Below are 1211 nucleotides of genomic sequence, written 5' to 3'. Positions count from 1 at the left end.
TTTCAAACGGATAAAGCCGGTGTCGTTCATAATCGGTTTTGTCGCTTTAACCGCTTTTGCATATCTAGCTTTTGCAAAAATAAAGTCATGTGTCTGCAGCACTTGCAAATCTAGAAATAGCTCCTCTGTATGCTCTGCCGTTTTCTCTGTCAGCACACGCAAAATCCGTTCAATTTCTTGCTTTTCTTTCACTTTCGCCTGCTGAAGGGAATTGTTCATATCTACAATCGCCTGCGGTTCAATGAATAGTGTCGCACCAGAGGATGAGGTGTCGTGCACAATTCCTCCATAGCTGGATCTGTACTCCTGTTTGACCGGGATCACAAAGCGGTCATTCCGAATCGTAACAATCGTATCAGACAGCATTTTCGATGCGGAAGAGGAACGCAGCATCGACTCTAACCGGTCTCTGACTCTTGATTCGAGTGTTCTGAGCTGTGTGCGGATTCCTCTTAAAGTTTCCGATGCATGATCAAGCACTTCTCCGTGATCATCGATGCAGGAATTAATGTCCCGCTCTAAATCGGACAGCGTGATAAGCTGTTCAGCATGCTGATGGATCAGCGGAATGTCGACACCGTCTTCAGCCATTTGGGTGATAAAATGTTTCATTTGTTTAACTGCATAAAGCAGGCCTGAGATTTCAGTGAATTCAGAAGGACTGAGAACGCTGCCGATTTCCGCCCGTCTTAACGCTCCTCTGATATCTACAAGGCCGCCAAATGGCGCTTGGCCTCTCAGCCGGATAATGTCAGAAGCTTCGTCTACTTCATCCAGCTGTTTTTTGATTTCGTCTATAGAAGCAGAAGGCTTAAGCTCGAGAAGCATTTCTTTTCCGAGCGATGAAGCGGCATGCCCAATAACCTGTTCTTTCACTTTATGAAATTCAAGAGCTGATAATACTTTTTGCTGCACGATTGTGTGAGCCTCCTTACTTAATCGTTGCGCTTCAGAAATGCCTCTACGTCTTTAAGCGACCGGGCATTCAGAACGTTTTTCGTTTCCGTCCATCCTTTGCGCGCGGCAGTAACGCCAGTTTTCATATCGTCTAACATCTCAATATTATGGGCATCAGTATTAATCACCAATGTAACCCCTTGTTCGTTTGCTTTCATTAAATGCTCTGTGCGCAGATCAAGGCGCGCAGGGTTGGCGTTGAGTTCAAGCGCCGTATTTGTTTTCCTCGCAAGCTCAATCAGCTGATCAATATC

2 pseudogenes are annotated in these 1211 nt (G+C 45.6%); both read right to left on the bottom strand.

Features of this window, described 5'->3' with window-relative positions:
- Window positions 1–915: pseudogene (locus ACWHAR_RS22170) on the bottom strand (endonuclease MutS2); the annotation flags it as partial.
- Between the two features lie 20 nt (window positions 916–935).
- Window positions 936–1211, bottom strand: a pseudogene (locus ACWHAR_RS22165) (DNA polymerase/3'-5' exonuclease PolX); the annotation flags it as partial.

The organism is Bacillus sp. LR--39 (assembly GCF_053613335.1).
This window is presented reverse-complemented; position numbering and strand designations above follow the sequence as displayed.